Annotated in this window: 11 protein-coding genes; 6 read left to right on the forward strand and 5 right to left on the reverse strand. The window is 74.0% G+C overall.

Annotated elements, in window-relative coordinates; all coding sequences use genetic code 11:
- The first annotated feature begins 16 nt into the window (after nucleotides 1–16).
- On the forward strand, nucleotides 17–463 hold the full coding sequence (locus tag ACFWIC_RS32495; RefSeq protein ID WP_355404819.1) for a nitroreductase family deazaflavin-dependent oxidoreductase: 447 nt from the start codon (nucleotides 17–19) through the stop codon (nucleotides 461–463).
- Between the two features lie 173 nt (nucleotides 464–636).
- Nucleotides 637–1923, forward strand: coding sequence for a phytase (locus ACFWIC_RS32500; RefSeq protein ID WP_380520671.1), 1287 nt, complete (start codon nucleotides 637–639; stop codon nucleotides 1921–1923).
- A gap of 147 nt (nucleotides 1924–2070) precedes the next feature.
- Here the strand turns inward: ACFWIC_RS32500 and ACFWIC_RS32505 are convergent, their stop codons facing one another.
- A complete protein-coding gene (locus ACFWIC_RS32505; protein WP_380520672.1) occupies nucleotides 2071–2673 on the reverse strand; it encodes a TetR/AcrR family transcriptional regulator in 603 nt (200 codons plus the stop codon).
- Between the two features lie 97 nt (nucleotides 2674–2770).
- Nucleotides 2771–3733 (reverse strand): quinone oxidoreductase, encoded by a 963-nt coding sequence (locus ACFWIC_RS32510; protein WP_329877239.1) that lies wholly within the window; start codon nucleotides 3731–3733, stop codon nucleotides 2771–2773.
- Between the two features lie 365 nt (nucleotides 3734–4098).
- Between ACFWIC_RS32510 and ACFWIC_RS32515 the strand changes: the two genes are divergently transcribed.
- On the forward strand, nucleotides 4099–6915 hold the full coding sequence (locus ACFWIC_RS32515) for an AAA family ATPase (RefSeq protein WP_380520673.1): 2817 nt from the start codon (nucleotides 4099–4101) through the stop codon (nucleotides 6913–6915).
- Between the two features lie 149 nt (nucleotides 6916–7064).
- On the opposite strand, the gene ACFWIC_RS32520 is transcribed toward ACFWIC_RS32515, so the two are convergent.
- The 3 genes from ACFWIC_RS32520 to ACFWIC_RS32530 all read right to left on the reverse strand — a co-directional run bounded on the left by ACFWIC_RS32520 (nucleotide 7065) and on the right by ACFWIC_RS32530 (nucleotide 12557).
- On the reverse strand, nucleotides 7065–8273 hold the full coding sequence (locus tag ACFWIC_RS32520; RefSeq protein ID WP_380520674.1) for a polysaccharide lyase: 1209 nt from the start codon (nucleotides 8271–8273) through the stop codon (nucleotides 7065–7067).
- A 473-nt stretch (nucleotides 8274–8746) separates the two neighbouring features.
- Nucleotides 8747–11677 (reverse strand): ATP-binding protein, encoded by a 2931-nt coding sequence (locus ACFWIC_RS32525; protein ID WP_380520675.1) that lies wholly within the window; start codon nucleotides 11675–11677, stop codon nucleotides 8747–8749.
- A gap of 61 nt (nucleotides 11678–11738) precedes the next feature.
- Nucleotides 11739–12557 carry a DeoR/GlpR family DNA-binding transcription regulator gene (locus ACFWIC_RS32530; RefSeq protein WP_380520680.1) on the reverse strand — a complete coding sequence of 273 codons (819 nt, stop codon included), beginning with the start codon at nucleotides 12555–12557 and terminating at the stop codon, nucleotides 11739–11741.
- A gap of 580 nt (nucleotides 12558–13137) precedes the next feature.
- Here ACFWIC_RS32530 and ACFWIC_RS32535 point away from each other — a divergent pair.
- From ACFWIC_RS32535 to ACFWIC_RS32545, 3 genes are all read left to right on the forward strand, one after another.
- Complete coding sequence (locus tag ACFWIC_RS32535) at nucleotides 13138–13926, forward strand: DivIVA domain-containing protein (RefSeq protein ID WP_380520676.1); 789 nt, start codon at nucleotides 13138–13140, stop codon at nucleotides 13924–13926.
- 321 nt (nucleotides 13927–14247) lie between these two features.
- Entirely contained in the window at nucleotides 14248–15174 is a 927-nt protein-coding gene (locus ACFWIC_RS32540; protein ID WP_380520677.1) for an ABC transporter substrate-binding protein, read from the forward strand.
- A gap of 454 nt (nucleotides 15175–15628) precedes the next feature.
- The gene (locus ACFWIC_RS32545; RefSeq protein ID WP_380520678.1) at nucleotides 15629–16843 is read left to right on the forward strand and encodes a hypothetical protein; all 1215 of its coding nucleotides are present in this window, start codon (nucleotides 15629–15631) and stop codon (nucleotides 16841–16843) included.
- Nucleotides 16844–17003: the final 160 nt, after the last annotated feature.

Consider the following 17003-nt stretch of genomic DNA (forward strand, 5'->3'; position numbering starts at 1 on the left):
CGATGGGGTGAACGCGATGCCTCTTGAAGGCGAGTACGAGCCGGGTCCGGTGCAGTGGGTGGCCGATCAGGTCGAGTTGTACGAGAGTTCGGACGGCAGGCAGGGAGCGACGCTCTGGGACACGGGCCTGCCCGTCGTCATTCTGACGACGCGCGGCGCGAAGAGCGGCAAGATCCGCAAGACCCCGTTGATGCGCGTGGAGCACGAGGGGCGGTACGCGGCCGTGGCCTCGAACGGCGGCTTCCCGCGTCACCCGGTCTGGTACTTCAACGTCAAGTCCGACCCGCACGTCGAGCTCCAGGACGGCGCCGTGCGACGGGACATGACGGTCCGTGAGGTAACCGGCGACGAGAAGGCCGAGTGGTGGGATCGCGCGGTCGCCGCGTACCCGCCGTACGCCGACTATCAGAAGAAGACCGATCGGGTGATCCCCGTCTTCGTACTGGAGCCCCTGGTCGGTTGAGGCTCTGATGCTTCGTCACCTGGGGGGTGCCTCCGGGGTCCGCAGGGTGGCGGAGAGTGACTCCCAGGGCTTCGCAACGTGTTCAGCTATCGGATACCATTTGGTCGCAGGGATGGCAGATGGGCCCGCGAGCGTCTTCCTTGTCAGGGCAAACCCCTCATCAAGGAAGAAACATGACGATACGTCTGGCCGCTCGCGCTTCCACGCTCGTGCTCTGCACGGCCCTCGCGGTCTCCGTCGCCCTCCCGGCGCAGGCCTCCTCGATCAGCAGCATCCGGCCCAAGGCCGAGACCGCGCCGCTGTACGACGACGAGGCCGGCGGCGACGCCAACGCGGACGACCCGGCGATCTGGCGCAACAACGCCGACCCGGGCCGCAGCCTGGTCGTCGCCACCGCCAAGCAGGGCGGCCTGCGGGTCTACGACCTGGACGCCCGCCAGGTGCAGTCGATCCCCGCCCCCGCCGGTCCGGGCGCCGACGACGCCCCCGGCCGCTTCAACAACGTCGACCTGGTGCAGGGCCTGCGCCTGGCCGGCAGCCGCGCCGACGTCGCGGTGGTCAGCGACCGCGGCAACGACCGGCTGCGGATCTACCGCATCGACCGGGACAAGCCCGGTGGCCCGCTCACCGACGTCACCGACCCCGCCGTACGCCCGGTCTTCTCCGCCGACCAGGCCGAGATCAACGACCAGAAGACCGCCTACGGCCTGGCCACCTGGACGGACCGCAACACCGGCCGCTCCTACGCGGTGGTCAGCCAGCGCAACCGCACCCGCCTCGCCCTGCTGGAGCTGATCGCCACCCCGAACGGCACGGTGGGCTACCGCCAGGTGCGCACCATCGACCTGCCGTCCTCCTTCCGTCTGCCGAACGGCACCTCCTGGACGCCCTGTGCCGAGCCGGGCGAACTGCCCCAGGTCGAGGGCATGGTCGTCGACCCCGCGGACGGCACCCTGTACGCGGGACAGGAGGACGTCGGCATCTGGCGCATCGACGCGGGCCTCACCGGCACGCCGACGCTGATCGACAAGGTGCGCGAGTACGGTGTGCCCGGCACGTACGACGCGGAGACCGAGGAGTGCACCCCGGGCGCCGACCCGGGCTACGGCGGCAAGCGCCTGACGGCCGACGTCGAGGGGCTCACCCTGATCACCGAGCCGGACGGCGACGGCTATCTCCTCGCCTCCAGCCAGGGTGACAACACCTTCGTCGCCTACGACCGTGAGCGTGACGACGACAACGAGTTCGAGGGCGCCTTCCGCATCACTGCGGCCTCCACCACCCTCGACGGCTCCGAGGTCTGCGACGGCGCCGCCGCCCTCAACGCACCTCTCGGCGCGCGCTACCCCCACGGCCTGCTGGTCGTCCAGGACGGCCAGGAGACCCCTGCCGACGGCGACCGTGAGGCGACCGGCTTCAAGTTCGTCGACCTCGGCAAGGTCCTCGACGCCATCGACTGACCCGTCGCGGCGGGTACACGGTGCCCCCACCGTGCGCCCGCCGCACCTCCGGCCCTCCTGCCCGGGCCCGGCGGCTGCCCGCCCCCGGCCGCGCCCGCGTGGGTCGGGCGGTCGGGCCGGTCCGTGGCGGCACCGGGCGGTGAGTGGTCAGCGGTGCCGGCGGGCGGAGGCGCGCAGGTGGGCGATGCCGGAGTCGAGGGCCGCCTCAAGGTGGGCGGAGCTGCCCGTGGTCATGAGGATCAGTACGCCGCCCTGAATGCCGGCGAGCAGAGCGGCTGCCTCCCGGTCGGCGTCCAGTTCAGGTGCGATTCCGCCGTGGGACTGCATGTGGCGGATGCCGGTGGCGAGCTGGTGCTGCCACCGGTCGAGCAGTTCGCCGGCTACGACCCTGGCGGCGTCCGTGGTGCCGCCGAGCTGCGCCAGCGCGGTGTGGAGGGGGCAGTCACTGCCCCGGCCGCGGTAGCGGGCGAGGACCTTGTCGCGCCACTCGTCCCAGGCGGTCCAGGAGGTGAGGGAGCCGAGTTCGGGCTGCTGGTCGGTGATGACCTGGTCCGCCTCGTGGCGCGCCACGGCGAGGAGCAGGTCGTCCTTCCCGCCGGGGAAGTAGTGGAAGAGCTGGCTCTTGCTGGTCGCGGTACGGGCCATGACGTCCTCCAACCGCACCGCGAACACTCCCTGTTCGCGGATCTGCTCGGCCGCGCCGTCGACGATGCGCTGCCTGGTCGCGGCGCCCTTGCGGGTCAGTGTCATGGATCCTCCCGGGGCGGGCTGGTGTGTTCCGTCGAAGCGGGCCGGCGGCGGCGCGGGCACAGGGCGCGGGGCGCGGGCCGGAGCGGGTGGCGGGCGGTCAGGGCAGGAGCAGGAGCTTGCCGGTGGTACGGCGGGACTCTATGTCCGCGTGGGCGCGGGCGGCGTCCGCGAGCGGGTAGCGGCCGGTGATCCGGGGGGTGAGCCGCCCGTCCAGGACCAGGTCGAACACCTCGCCGGTGCGCCGCACCAGGGCCTCGCGCGTGGCGACGTGGTGGTGCACGACGGGGTAGGTGAGCAGGATGCTGTCGGGCAGGTCGGTGGGCCGCAGTGTCGGGACGCCCATGAAGGGGCCGTAGTAGGCGTGCACGCCGTGCGGGCGCAGGGCCGCCTGGGAGGAGTGGAACGTTCCCGCGCCGCCGCCGTCGTAGACGACGTCCGCGCCGCGCCCGCCGGTGAGCTCCCTGATCCGGTCCTCGAATCCGGCGCCGGAGTGGACGAGGACGTGGTCGGCGCCGGCCTCCTCGGCGGCGGGTACCTTCTCCTCCCGGGAGACCAGACCGATCACCCGGCCGCCACGGGACTTGATCATCTGCGTGAGCAGCAGGCCGACGCCGCCCGCCGCGGCGTGCACCACGGCGGTGTCGTCGGCGCCGATCGGGTAGGTCTCGGTGCTCAGGTGGCTGGCCGTGAGGCCCTGCATCATCACGGCGGCGGCGATCTCGTCGTCGATGCCGTCGGGCACCTTGACGAGCGTGTCCGCGGGCACGGCGAGCAGCTCGGCGTAGCTGCCGGGGTGGTAGAACCAGGCCACCCGGTCACCGACGGCCAGGTCCCGCACCCCGTCCCCGAGGGCGGTGACGTAGCCCATTCCCTCGGCGCCGAGGACGGCGGGGGCCGCCCAGCCGGGGCCGCCCCCGGCCCGGGCGCCGACGTCCATGTAGTTCACGCCGGCGGCACCGAGCCGGACCAGTGCCTCGCCGGGGCCGGGCACCGGGTCCGGCAGTTCGGTCCAGCGCATGACCTCGGGGCCGCCGTGTTCCTCGATACGGATCGCGTGCATGGGATGACACCTTCCAGTGCGGGTTCGTCGCGGGGGATCGATCAGCACGTTAGGCGGCAGAAAATGGACCGGCAAGTCCAAAGATGCTGATCAGAGGGCGAGTTGATTGTCGGCCGATGACGTGCCACAGTCCGGTGGAAGCCCGCCGGTGAGTGCGCACGACGCCGGTCGGAGACCCCGGGCAGCGGCCGGACCCCCGGGTCCGTCTCCGCGTCCTCCCGGCCGCGTCCGCGATCTTGGTCCGGCATACTGGACGCGGCCCGGGTGCTCACGGCCGCGCGGACGATGCTCCTCGACGGAGATCCGTTCCGGCGCACGAGCGGCGGGGTCGGTCCTGGGGAGGGGCGGTTATGGGGGATGGGTATGTGCCCGGCGCGCCCGGCGTCGGGGATCCGCTGGTCGGCCGGGACGCCGACCTGCGACGGGTGCGAGAGCGGCTGCGCCTCGGGGCGGGCGGTGGTGCGCTGCTGCTGGCCGGGGAGGCCGGTGTGGGGAAGAGCGCCGTGCTGGACGCGCTGGCCGGCTCCGCGGGTGCGGACGGTGTCGCGGTGCTCAGGGCGGCGGGCCTGGAATTCGAGGCCGACTGCGGCTACTCGTGCCTCAACCAGCTCCTCTTCCCGGCCCTGGGTGCACTGGAGGACCTGGACGCGGACCTGCGCCGCGCGCTGCGCGTGGCGCTCGGCTTCGAGAACGGGGATCCGCCGGACCAGCTGCTCGTCTCCAACGCCGTGGTGCGGCTCCTTCAGACGGTGGCCGACGGGAGTCCGCTGCTGATCGTCGTCGACGACCTTCCCTGGGTCGACCGTGCCAGTGCCGCGGTGCTCGGCTTCGTCGCCCGGCGGCTCAGTGGTCTGGGCGGTCTGGGCGTCAGCTTCGTGGCGGCGGCGCGCACCGGCGACGCGCACCCGCACGAGACCGGTGGCCTTCCCGCGTACGACCTCCCGCCCCTCGACGACGAGTCGGCGGCCCGGCTGCTCGGCAGCCGGTTCCCGGGGCTCGCCCGCGGTGCGCGTCGCCGACTGCTGGCCGAGGCGGGCGGCAATCCGTTGGCGCTCCTGGAACTGCCGGCCGCGCTGCGGCCTGCGGCTGCCGACTCGCCCGCCGTGCTGCCCCTCACCCGGCGACTGGAGACGCTGTTCGGTTCCCGGGTCGCAGGGCTGCCCGCCCCCTCCCGGAGTCTTCTCCTGCTCGCGGCCCTGGAAGGGACCGGCGACCTCGGCGTACTGCAGGCAGCCGCCCGCCGGGCCACGGCCGGGCACGGCCTGGAGCACCTCGCGCCGGTCGAGCGCGAGCGGCTGGTGCACATCGAGGAGGGCGGGCAGCGGCTGGGGTTCCGCCATCCGCTGATCCGCTCCGCCGTGGTCGGGCAGGCGCTGAGCGGTGAACGGCGCGCCGCGCACGCGGCGCTGGCCCACGTGCTGGCCGACCGGCCGGAGCGCCGAGCCTGGCACCTGGGCGAGGCCACCCTGGAGCCCGACGAGGAGGTCGCCGCGCTCCTGGAGCACGCCGCGGGCCTCACCCTGCGTCGCGGGGACGCCGCCGGGGCCATGCGGACGCTGATCCGCTCGGCCTCGCTCTCTCCCGAAGGGCCGAACCGCAGCCGTCGCCTCGCCGAAGCCGCCTACCTGGGAGCGGAGTCCACCGGAGCCCTCTCCAGCGCCCGACGTCTCCTGGACGACGCCCGCCAGGCCGCCCCGGAGGGCGAGGACTCCCTCCACTCCGCCACCGCCTCGGCCCTGCTCCTCCTCAACGGGAACGGCGACGTGGCCACGGCCCACCGGCTGCTGAGCGAGGCAATCGAGTCCGCGGCCGGCACCCACCGGTACCGCGCCGGCGACAAGGCGCTCGTCGACGCGCTGCACGTCCTGGCCGTGGTCTGCTTCTTCGGCGCCCGGCACGACCTGTGGCAGGTCTACTACCGGGCGGTGGGACGCCTCACCCCCCAGCCGCCCCCCATCCTGGCCGTCCTGGGGCGGACGTTCTCCGACCCCGCCCGCACCGGGGCTGCGGCGCACGGACAACTCGACGTCCTCGTGGCCTCCCTGGCCGGTGAGGCCGACCCGGTGCGGATCACCCGCGTCGGCACGGGCGCCCTCTACCTCGACCGCCTCGGCGAGGTCCGCGAACCGGCCTGGCAGGTGGTGCGGGCGGGACGCGAGGGCGGCCCGGCCAGGCGCTACATCTCCGCGCTCATCCACCTGTGCCTGGACGACTACCTCACCGGACTGTGGGACGAGGCCCTGGACCTCGCCGACGAGGGCCTGCAGGCGTGCGAGGAGCACGGATACAGCGCGTTCGCCTGGTACTTCCTCTACATCAGGTCCGTCGTCCTCGGCGCCCGGGGCCACGCGGACGAGAGTCTCGCGACGGCCGACGTCATCATCGACTGGGCCACGGACCACGGCGCGCCCTGCGCCGCCCACTACGCCCACCACGCCGCCGCCGTCGCGGCCCTGGGCCGCGGGGACTTCACGCTCGCCTACGACCACGCCGACGCGGTGAGCCCGGCCGGAACCCTGGCCTCGCACGCCCCCCACGCCCTGTGGGTGGCCGCCAACCTCGTGGAAGCCGCCGTCCGGATCAACCGGCGCGAGGAGGCCGCCGCACACGTCCGGGCCATGCGCGAGGCCGGCATCACCACCGTGTCCTCCCGCCACGCCATGCTGACGGAGGCCTCGGCCGCCCTGTGCACCGACGACGACGAGCAGGCCCTGCGTCTCTTCGCCCTGGCGGTGGACACCCCCGGGGGCGACCGGTGGCGCTTCGACCACGCCCGGGTCCGACTCGCCTACGGCGAACGGATGCGCCGCGCCCGCACGACCTCCGAGTCCAGAACCCAGCTGCGCGCCGCGCTGGCGACCTTCGAGGAGCTGGGCGCGCGGCCGTGGGCCGAACGCGCGATGAACGAGCTTCGGGCGACGGGCTCCCGGAGGTCGAGGCCCGCGGCCCCGGGCATCCACGGACTGACCTCGCAGAAGCTGCAGATCGCCCGCCTCGCCGCGTCCGGACTCACCAACAAGCAGATCGCCGAGCGCCTCTTCCTCTCTCACCGGACCGTCGGAGCGCACCTGTACCAGATCTACGAGCAGCTCGGCATTACCTCACGCACCATGCTGCGCGACGCGCTCGACCCGACGGCTGAGCCGGCCGGTCGATCCCTCCAGGTCCGTTCATCGGGATGAGCGGGCCGTCCGCGGGCCCGGAGTGCGTCCCGCCGGTCCCGCCGGCCGCTCGCGGCGACGGTCGCGTCCGCCGAACGGTCGGGGAAGCCGTCAGCCGCCCGGGCCCCGGCCTGGGTGGCCCGCACCCGGTCGATCGGGGCGGTGGGGCCTCACCGATGACGGCCCGGCTGCTTGCGGCGGCGGAGCAGGAAGGTGCCGACGACGACGGCGACGCTTCCCCCCACGAGCGCGATGTCCGTACTCGCCCCGGTGCTGGAGAGCTCGGGGGAGGAGGTCGCCGGGCCGGACTCGGTCGACGGCCCGGCGGGGGCCGCGGCCGCCGGAGCCGACGAGGCGGTGCCGGCCGGGGCCGCGGCGGCCGTGGTCCCGGTGGCCGTCGGGGTGGGGGGCGTGGACCTCACGGACGTGGTCGCGGCCGGTGCGGACGCGGTGGGTGTTGCTGCGGCGGGTGCCGACGCGGCGGGGCCGGACACGGGGGCGGCGGGGCTCGTGCGCGCGGCGCCGGAGGCCGGAGCCGACGCCGCCGGTGTCGTGGGGGCCACGGGGACCGCCGGGGTCGGTACCGCCGGGGCCGGGGCGCCCGCCGGCCCCGTGGTGATGACGATGTCGTCGACGAACAGCACGATGTCCGGTCCGCCGGTCGGGTGCTTCGGCTTCTCCGGCCGCCAGGCCGGACGGTAGACGCCGGTCCTGAAGTGCGGCGGCTCGCCGCGGTGGTAGTTGTTGTTCCCGCGATGGGCGCCGACCTGGACACCGTCCCGGGTGACGGTGATCGAGCCGGGCGTGGACGGGGTGGACCAGGTGATGTCCAGGGCCCAGCGATTCCAGTGCCCGAGCTGCACCGTGCCGAGCGGGATCACCGACTCGTACTCCTCGAAGGTGGCCAGGTCCTTGAGCCAGTGCACCTTGAGCCGCCACTCGCCGCCGTGGACCGCCAGCGCGACGACCGGCTTGATTTTTTTGCTGTCCGGCTGGGTGCTGAACCACTGGGCGACGATGATGTCGTCGTCGACCTGCTTCCACTCGTTCGGAAGGTAGTGGGAGAAGCCGAAGCGGTGAGTCCCCGCACTCAGGCCCTTGAGGGCGAGTTCGGAGCGGAACGAGTGGCCGTCGTCGGGCACGGTGAACCGCGCCGCGGTGCCGGCCCGCTCGGGCGCGGGAGCGGTGGTCACGGAGCCTTCGCCGTTGACGGCCCTGAACGGCCATTCCTTGGCGGCGATGCTCTCGAAGTCGTACGACCTGGAGTCGTCCGCGGCGGCCGGGGCGATGGTCGCGCCGAGGGTGAGGAGGGCAAGGGGCACGGCGCCGGCCAGCCGTCGGGCGTTGCGGGCGGTCGTCGGACTCGGGCGGAGCGGCATGCTGTTCCTTCGGGACGGTTGACGGTTCCTTGCCGCCGGCTGCGCTGCCGGTGCGTCGTTCCGGGGCGGTTCGTGAACGGTTCGGACCGCCGGGCGGGCGGTGGCCCGACGGACGGCGGAGGCCCGGGGCGGGTGGCTGCGCCGGGTGTTCCACGGGTGTGCACCGCTTCGCTGGAAAGGAGCCGGAAGCCGGGGCGGGAGCCCGTCGCGTTACGCAACCGTGATCAGGCCGGTCGGGGCCAGGACTGCCGTTGGCCTGCCCGGTGCCGCGCGGGCCGGCACCCTCGTCGGGACAGCCGGCGCCCCTGCCGGGTCACCGGCCGGTGGGTCGATCCCGGTCGGTTCCGCCGCGGACAGCGGCCCGCCGGCCCGCCGGCCCGTCGGCCCGCCGTCAGGCGCTGGACGCCCTGGCCGGCTCGCCGCAGCGCTCGCCTCGACGACCCGGGCCCACCTCCCAGGTGGTGGACCGGACGTCAGTCCCTCTCGCCGCTCGTCCGGGTGAGGTCGGCGCGGGTGGTGCGGAGTTTGGCGAGGACGCGGGCGACGTGGTTCTCGACGGTGCGGGTGGAGAGGAAGAGTGCGGCGGCGATGTCCTTGTTGGTGGCGCCGGTGGTGAGGAGGTCGCGGATCTGTTCTTCGCGGGGGGAGAGGCGGTCGCCGTAGCCGGCCCGGCCGCGGGGGTTGGAGGTCGCTTTGCCGAGTTCCCGTAGCGTGCGGTGGCAGCGGGCGGCGTCGGAGGTGGCGCCGAGGTGTTCGAAGGTGGTGATCGGTGCGGTGAGGCGGGTGGAGACGTCGTCGAGGTCGGTGCGGGTGCGGGCGGCGCGTTCGGCGGCGAGGGCGGCGGGGTAGGGGCGGCCGATGGCGGTCCACCGTGCGGCCGCGAGGTCGAAGGCGGCCATCGCGGCGTCGGGGTCGTGGGCTTGCAGGAGCAGGCCGTGGCACAGGTGGTGTTCGGCGGCGGCGCCGGGCGCGTCGCGGCCCTCGGTCCCGGTGGTGTGGCGCGCGGTCAGGGCCTCGGCTTCGTCGGTGCGGTCGAGGGCGAGGAGGGTTTCGACGGCGGTGGGGACGAGGTCCCAGGCGTGGGCCCAGGCCTCCTTGCGGTCGAGGAAGGTCAGGAAGTCGTGCGGGTCGGTCAGGGCGCGCCAGGCGGCGTGGGGGTCGTCGCGGTTGAGGTGGAGGCGGGCGGCGCCGGCGGCGGCGGCGAGCGAGTCCAGGTGCAGACCCCGGGTGAGCACCTCGTCGAACTCGGCGGCGGCCTGGGCGGTGCGCCCACGGGCGGCGGCGGTGAGGCCGCGCACGGTGGCCGACAGCCCGCCGGAGCCCACCTGGCTCTGGGGGTAGCGCTTCTGGAAGGCCGTGAGGCCACGTTCCGCGTCGTCCCAGCGCCCGGCTTGCCAGTCGGCCATGATCTGATGGCAGTCCAGGTAGAGCTCCACCATGGGTAGCCGACTGCCCGGCGCCATGGCTCTCGCCCCGGTGATGGCGGCGGCGGCCCGGGCGTCGTTCCCGACCGCGATCGAGCGGCCGGCGGAGCCGCAGACGATCATCGCGGTGCTCTGGAGTACCTGCAGGTCGGTGCTCTCGCGGGGCAGCGCCGCCAGCAGCGCGGGGACCGCGGGATCGGCGGCGGTGCTCAGCAGGGACATCTGCGCGAGGTCGAGCATCGCCCGGGCCTGGCGGTCCTCGTGAGCGGCCAGGAGGGAGCGGCCCCGTTCGACCATGGCCCGCTGTTCCGCGAGGGCGAACCGTCCCGTCTCCGACAGGGCCAGCAGGGCCAGCCGCCTGGCGGCGGCGATCGGATCGCTGTCCCCCGCCTCCGTCAGGGCGGCCAGCACTTCCTCCTCGCCGGAGAATTCACCGCCCCGGTAGATCATGATGGCGCCCAGACTCGTCCGGATCGTTGCGCGGACCGGCGCGCTCAGGCCGGGCAGCCGCATGATCCGGCGCAGGGCGGCGGTGGTGGCGGTGTACTGCGTGCCGGCGGAGACCGAGAAGGCCAGGGCGGTCGCCGCGCGGCTGAGCTGTTCGGGGGTGAGGCCGGGCTGGTCGAGGATCTCCTGGAGCAGTGCGGCGGCGGTGCCGTGGTCGCCGACCGCGAGGGCCTGGTCGGCGGCCTCCTGGGCCCGGGGCAGCCAGGCCGCCCGGTCGCCCAGGGCGCGGGCGTGGTGGGAGATCTGCACCAGCGGCGGTGGGTCGAGCGTCTGCAGTGCCGCCAGGACCCGCCGGTGGTTCCGGTGGCGGACCGGTCCGGGGAGGGAGTCGTAGACCGCCTCCTGGGCGAGGACGTGCGCGAACGTGTAGGTGTCCGGGCCGGTCTGACGCAGCACGGCGGCGGCCGTCGCGGCTTGCAGGGCGGCGGCGGTGCGGTCCTCGTCCAGGCCCGCCGACAGGGCGAGCAGTGACTCCCCGGCGGGAACGGCCAGGACCGCGGCGGCGTCCACCAGGGCGGTCGCGTCCGGGCCCAGCCGGGCTCGTCGTTCGGCGAGTACCTCGTTGAGGCTTCGCGGCACCCGCAGCGCGCCCGGGTCGGTGCCGGCCGGCGAGTCCGCGAGGGTGAGCAGGTCCTCCTCGATCACCAGCGGCAGGCCGCCGCTGCGTTCGAGCAGGGTTCGCACCAGCTCCGGCGCGGGCTCGCCGCCGAGCAGGTCCCGGGCCATCGTTCTCAGCTCGGTCTCGCCCAGTCGGCCGAGCCGGATCTCCGCGCCGCCCGTCCCGGGCGGGCGTCGGAACGGTGCCCCCAGCACCGGCCGGCCGGCCGGGAGCTCCTCCGCCCGGTAGGTCATCACCAGCGCCGAGTCCGTCGGCATGTCCATCGCGAGGAGGAGCAGCAGTTCCCGGGTGGCCTCGTCCGCCCAGTGGACGTCCTCGACCACGAGGACCGCCGGTGCCACCGCCTCCAGCAGGGTCCGTACCCCCGACACCACCCGGAACCGCTGCACACCGGCTCCGGAGGTCCCGGCCTCCACTCGTGGCGGCTCCGGGGGCAGGGCGCCGACGAGGTCCGGCAGCAGCGGTGCGAGGGCGCCCGTCGACGCGCCCAGTCGCTCGGCCGGCGGCAGCCACGGTCCGACCCGGCGCAGCGCGTCGATCACCGGCCCGTACGCCAGCGGCTCGCGCAGTGGATGGCAGCCGCCCGTCAGGACTCGCAGGCCGCGGTCGGTGAGGACCGACGTGGCCTCCGCGACCAGCCGCGACTTGCCGATCCCGGCCTCCCCCTCCACCAGGACCACCGCCGGGCGTACGTCGGACACCGCGCCGAGCAGCGTCCGCAGTTCCGCGGCGCGTCCTGCGAAGGAAGACTCCCGTGCCCCGGGGAGGGCCGGTTCACCACCGAGGTCGTGCACACCCAGCTCCCATCGAACCGGCAGTTTCCACGGAGGACGGGACGGGCTGTACTGCCTCATTCAGGGCACCCTAGCACCGCGTCGGCAGCGGGAAGGATCAAGGGCGCGGTGGCGCTTCTGTTCAGGTTGCCGGGGCCGGGGGCGAGGTCCGTACGAGGACGAGCCGCCCGGTGGTCTCGCTCAGCACCGCCTGTGCGGCGGGGGCGAGTTCGGTGTCGGTGACGAAGCAGTCGATCTCGGGGAGCGTGGCGAAGGCGCTGAGGCCGACGACGTCCCACTTGCTGTGGTCGGCGACGACGACCACCCTGCGGGCCGAGGCGATCAGGGTCCGGTTGGTCTGGGCCTCCGCGAGGTTGGGGGTGGTGAGGCCGGCGCGTTCGGAGACGCCGTGGGCGCCGAGGATCAGGGTGTCCGTGTGCAGGGATCTGATGGCCTGGTCGGCGAGCGGGCCGACGAGTGCGGCCGACGGGGTGGGGGTGCCTCCGGTGAGCAGCAGGACGGGCGCGTTGCCGTTGCCGTTCTCCGCGGCGGTGCGGACGAGGTCGGCGACGGGGAGGGAGTTGGTCACCAGGGTGAGGCCGGGGATGTCGAGGAGTTGGCGGGCGACGGCGTAGGAGGTCGTCCCCGCTCCGACGGCGACGACGCTTCCGGGTTCGACGAGTGCGGCGGCGGCGCTCGCGAGGGCTTCCTTGGCGGAGGGTTCCAGCCGGGACTTGGCTTCGAAGTCGGGTTCCTCGACGAGGGTGCTGACGACGGCTCCGCCGTAGGTCTTCTCGATCGCGCCGGTGCGGGCGAGGGCTTCGAGGTCCCGTCGTACGGTCATGTCGGAGACGCCGAACCGGTCGGCGAGTTCCGCCACGCGTACCGCGCCGTCACGGCGTACGCGGTCGAGGATGAGCGCCCTTCGCTGCGGCGCCAGCAGCCCCGTGTCCTCCACGATCTCACTCCGACTTTCCACGCCGCTGCCGGCGGCCACCACGGTCGGCGCATGAAAGCGCCACGACTCACGGGACTGGGGGCGAACGTGGTGGATCGCGCCCGTCCGGTCGCCACCATAGTTGAACATGAAACAACGGACAACCCTGTGCGAGGGGGAAGGGCCGCGCCCCGGGCGTGCACGGTCGACCCTGCCGGCGTCCCGGGCGTTCGGGCCGGATCACCGCCGCACACGGTGCGACGTTCCAGCTGTCCGGTGCCCGCCCTCCCGGGTTCGCCGGCGGCCTCGGAGCAGGGGCCCGGCGCGACGCCGGTCCGCGATTCGGGCAAAAGCACAAAACCTGCCGATACCCCTGGACGGGACGCGTGCAGAGCGGATAGAAAGCGCGCAACGGCAATCCGTACACCCACGGCCGCCGTTTGCGAGGCCGCTTGCCGCGCCTCGCCTGCATCCGGCGCCCGGTCACCGATGCCCGCGCCGATGCCCCGCTCCCGCAGCCCGCCCGCAGCCCGCCGTCCGCAGCCTCGTCGAAGGCGCCGGGCACGAGCGGGCCACCCGGTACGCCGACAGTTGAGGTCGCCCCATGCCCCTGACCCTTGCCGAGCTCCGCGCCCGCACCTTCAGCACCGTCCGCCTCCGCCAGGGTTACGACGAGGGCGAGGTCGACGAGTTCCTCGACCGCGCCGAAGCCGAGCTCGTCCGCCTGTCGAACGAGAACGAGCACTTGCGGGCCGCCATCGCCGCAGCGCTCCTGCGCCCCGCACCTGCGGCGGCGAGCACCGGCACGCCCGGCGTGCTGCTCCCCTCTCCGCGCCAGACCGAGCGCCGCGCCCCGAGCGGCGCCGAGGAGGCCGCCCGGACCCTGGAACTCGCCCAGCGGATCGCCGACCGGGCCGTCGAAGGTGCCCGCGCCGAGGCACGGAGGGTCATCGCCTCGGCCCTGGCCCGCGCCGAGGCCGTCGAAGGCACCGCACAGGACGGCGCCGACGCCCTGGAACAGGACACCCGCGCCTGGATCCAGGAGGTGATCGGCGGCCTGGAGGCGACCCGGAGCGCTCTTGAGGCCGGGATCCAGGGCCTGAGGTCCTTCGAATCCGAACAGCACCACCGGCGGAGGAGCTACCTGGAGCAGCAACTGCGCCGACTCCGGCCGCCTACCGGTGACGGGTCCGCCGCGGTCGAGCGCGGGCCTGCGGCGGCGGACCTCCACCCCGTCCGCCCCCGCCCGCCGGCCGACCCACCACCGGGCGCGGCCGACCCGCCGGTCACCGCCCTGCCGCACTCCGTGAACACCCCCATCCCGGGCCTGCTTCTCAAAAGGGTCGCCGCCACGGTCCACCGCGCCGCCGTGCACCGCCACCCGGCCCGCTGAGCCGCAGGTCGGCCGCCCCGGTCGATGCCCCGGACATGTCGGGAAGACCCGGGTGCGTGTGACGCGCGTACGCCCCTCGTGCCGACCGCGAAAGACCTGCACCTGCAGCATCGCCTCGGGCACCCTGCCGGTACCGACACGATCCTGCCCCGACCCAGGCGGGCACCCGGGGGAGCCCCAGAGCACGGTCAACCGATAGCAGATCGTGACACGCCTGCCGCCGGTCACCTCCGAACCGGATGGGAGGATCCCGTTCCCGGCCACTTCCGACTCCTCGCGGATGCCGGTCGCGCCGCCCCGCCCAGCAGAGGAGCACCCGTCGTGCGACATCTCTCCTGCCTGTTCCCCCACCGCCGGACCCTGCCGGCCGCCCTCACCACCACCTCGGCCCTGCTGCTCACCGCGTGTGCCGGCACGGACGCCCCGAAGAGCGCCGTCGACAAGGTCCAGGCGGCCGTCCCCGCCGCGCAGCGGGCCGCCGGGGTGCTGCGCATCGGCTCCGACCTGAACTACCCGCCGGTGGCGTTCCGCGGTGTGGGCGGGAGGCCGGACGGCCTCGACCCCGACCTGGCCTACGCCCTGGGGAAGGTCCTCGGTCTGCGGGTCGAGATCGTCGACACGCCGTTCGAGAAGCTGATACCGGGCGTCAACGCCAGGGAGTTCGACGTGGCGATGTCGGGGATCAGCGACACCTCCAAGCGCCGTAACGCGCTCGGTGAGGACGGCATACCGACCGGCGGGCCGGGCGTCGACTTCGTGGACTACTTCATCGCCGGCACCTCGATCATCGTGAGGAAGGGCAACCCGAAGGGGATCCGGACGCTGAACGACATCTGCGGGCACACGGTCGCGGTGCAGCGTGGCACCACCCAGGACGAGATCGTCGGCCGCCAGGTCGCCGCCTGCGACCGGCAGGGCAAGCCGCTGCAGGTCCGCCGCTTCGACGACGACAGCCAGGCCCTCGCCGAGGTGGCGGCCGGCAGGGCGGTGGCCGACTTCAACGACCTGCCGGTGGCGGCGTACGCGGCCAGGACCACCGACGACGGCAACCGCTTCGAGGTGACGGGCATGCAGACACAGTCCAGCCCGTACGGGATCGCGCTGAACAAGAGCGACACGGCTCTGCGCGACGCGGTGGTGAAGGGACTGGACCAGCTGATGCGCAGCGGCGAGTACGACACGATCCTCGCGAAGTGGGACGTCAGCGCCGGCGCCGCCCAGGCTGCCGCGATCAACGGAGGTCTGTGACCCCGGGGGCGTCGTCGGGACGAACGTGAGTGTCCGGGAGCGGCCCGCCCGGCGCCGGGGTGGACCTGTGACGCCCGGTGGGGCCGGGCCGGGAACGGGGGAGCGGCGTCGCGCGGGTGGCCGGAAGCCGCTGCGGTCTCCCGCTGTGTACGGGCGGGCGAGGGTGCTCGCCGAACGCCCCGACGTGACCGCCGCCGTGGGGCAGGAATTGCTGCTGGGGCGCCGTCACCCGGAGACCGGGACCGCCTGCGGGACGGGGCGGGCACGTCGGACGGCGGGTGGCACGGAGCAAGGTGAACGGGTGTACGAATCCAGTCGTTTCGGAGATCAAGCTGCCAACCGGTGAACAGAATCGGAAAAATTGAACTGCAGCGCGGGTTCCCTGCCGGCCTGGAACAGACCCCACACCCATGCCCTTGCGCGTCAATGTCATTGACGAGACAGGAGTGTCCGGATGGCCCGCTTGCGTGTTCCCCGACCTGCAACCTTCGCCGCCGCGGCGGCAACTGCCCTGTTCCTCCTGGGTTCGGCGCCCGTCGCGGTGGCCGAGCCCTCCGAACTGCTGCCGGCCTCACGGCTGCTCCCGGTCCCGCCGGGAGCGCTCCACAGCCTCGCCAAGGGGCTGAACAGCAGCGGCACGGTCATCGGCGAGTACTACGTGGAGGGCTCCGACGGGCCGCTCGCGATCCGCTGGAACGCCGGCCGCCCCGGCTACACCCGCCTCGCGCCGCTGTCCGGTGAGAAGTACAGCCGCGCGACCGCGCTCAGCGACACGGGATGGGTGATCGGCCTGTCCTACGACGCCCTGCCCGCCTTCCACCCCGTCCGCTGGACACCGGGCGGCACCCCGACGCGGTTGGCGCTTCCCGGCGGGTCGCGCGGCGGCAACGCGTCGGCCGTCAACAACGCCGGGGTCGCGGTCGGCGACGCCTACGAGGAGGACTACCGCTCCCACCCCCTGCGCTGGCGGTCCGACGGCAGCAGGACCGACCTGCCCGTGCTGCCCGGCGACAGCAGCGGCACCGCGACGTCGATCAACAACGCGGGCACGGTGGTCGGGTGGACCGAGCAGCGCGACGGCGCCGGTGGCCCCGCGCACCCCGTGCGCTGGAACGCGGCGGGTGTCGTGAGCGCACTGCCCCTCCCGGCCGGGTTCGTCGGGGCCCGGACGAGCCAGATCACCGACAACGGCGTCGTCCTCGGTCACGGGCGGCTTGCCGGGAGCACGGAGTACGACCGGGTGTTGGTGTGGGCGGCCGACGGCACCGTCCGCGACGCCGGGCGCGGGCGGGGATACGACGTCAACCGGGCGGCCACCGCCGTGGGGGCTTCGCTGCAGGACTCCCCGAACGGCGACCCGGCCCGGTGGAACGCGAACGGCACGCGGACGGTTCTCGCCAATCCGGCGGAAGCGGCCGGCGAGGCGCTGGCGATCAACAACCGTGGGACGGCCGTCGGTTACGCGTGGCCGCCGGTCGGCAACGCGGCGCTGGACAAGGCCCTGCTGTGGAAGCCCGACGGTACGGTCGTCCCGCTGCCGCCGTCTCCCCTCGGCCCCTACGGCTCGGCCTCCGCGATCAACGACGCGGGAGTGATCGCCGGGGTCGCCGTCGGCACCGACGGCGCCGGCAACCCGACGACCTGGCGGGCGACCGTCTGGAAGCGCTGACACCGGCCCTTCCCTCGGCGGGAGCCCCGGTAGGGCTGCTCCGGTAAGGGGGGCAGGCAGGAATGCCCCCCCCGGGAATCCCCGGCGCCGGCCCCCGAGCGCCGGGGGGTGCCGGGGCCCCGGGGGCCCCCCGCCTGGCCCCGGTGGGGGGGCGGGCCGG

The sequence above is a fragment of the Kitasatospora sp. NPDC127035 genome, assembly GCF_042726075.1.
In the GTDB taxonomy this organism is placed as follows: Bacteria; Actinomycetota; Actinomycetes; order Streptomycetales; family Streptomycetaceae; genus Kitasatospora.